Source organism: Moorena sp. SIO3I6 (assembly GCF_010672095.1).
This window is the reverse complement of record NZ_JAAHHU010001670.1, coordinates 1-1084: the sequence shown is the minus strand read 5'-3', so window position 1 is coordinate 1084 and position 1084 is coordinate 1. Positions and strand designations below refer to the sequence as shown.

General features: G+C 37.5%; 1 protein-coding gene. It reads right to left on the bottom strand.

The genetic code is table 11. The features are described from left to right. Positions 1–557: 557 nt before the first annotated feature. Positions 558–1084, bottom strand: a 527-nt coding sequence (locus F6K49_RS52175) for a hypothetical protein (protein WP_293110920.1), incomplete at its 5' end; no start/stop codon positions are given.

The following is a 1084-nucleotide window of genomic DNA, read 5'->3' as shown; positions in this document are numbered from 1 at the left end:
TTCTCAAGACTTATTAGGCTATAGTAAGTAGGTTTTAGACTATATTAGTCTGACCTATTATGAAGCGAAATAGCTACAATAACAATGCTGTAAGACGCTTTTTTCTAAAATCTCTAATTCCTCTAATAATCAATACTTATTATTCATTAAAATATAAGTATTAATACAGAATTTTTTTTAGCCCTATAAAAACTGTTACAACGGACAGAATGAGTAATATTGGCTATTCAATAAATTATTTAAGTCCCTGTACTTACGTTATAAAAATAAATAACATAAGTATCATCTTAAGTGATTAGTCATTAGTCATAAGTAAGGATTCAGCTATAGCGCTACGCGCACGCTACTTGAGGTGCTAAAGGCCTTTGGCCACGCTACGCGAACAGCTTATGCGTCACGCTACGGGAATGGCTGAGGGCTGACGACTGACAGCTGAATGCTTACAGTCATAATTTATGAGTCTTACTTTATAAGTCACTTGTAATTAATAATAGTTTATTTGTATTTACAAATGACTAATTGCTAATGACTAATCACTAATCGCTAATTGTTAATTACTAGCGAACAGTGACATCATAAGATGCTTCTAAAACTGCTTTAGGATCGAGGGCTTCTGGAAACTCAAAGCGAACGTGAGTGTAGGCTGCAGCAGGAGCAGGTCTAGTTTCTACTGTGCCATCTTCAAGGGTGACTTCAATAGTAGGTTTGTCTATAAAAGTCTCTCCATTATCAATGCTGTAAGTTATCGTTGCTCCATTGCTGTTGCTAGCGGAATCAAGGATATACATGGTAGCGCTGGGAATGGGTTGGGTAACCATCAGATTGTCAGCTTCCACTTCCCCAGAATTTTCACCTTTGACAGTGTAACGAAGGGTATCTCCTGGTTTGACAATGGCTTTGTTCTCTAGGGCTTGCCAAGTAATATTTTCTTTACCTTCAGTATCAACTTCTACTATCTTCTTCTTAGCCACTAATTTCAACTGCACTTTGGGGCGCATGATGTTTTGGACAATCACTTCCCCAGCTTCCTGTAAACCAGCTAATACAGGAGTCTTACCTACAAAAGGCACAGCAACAATTAATA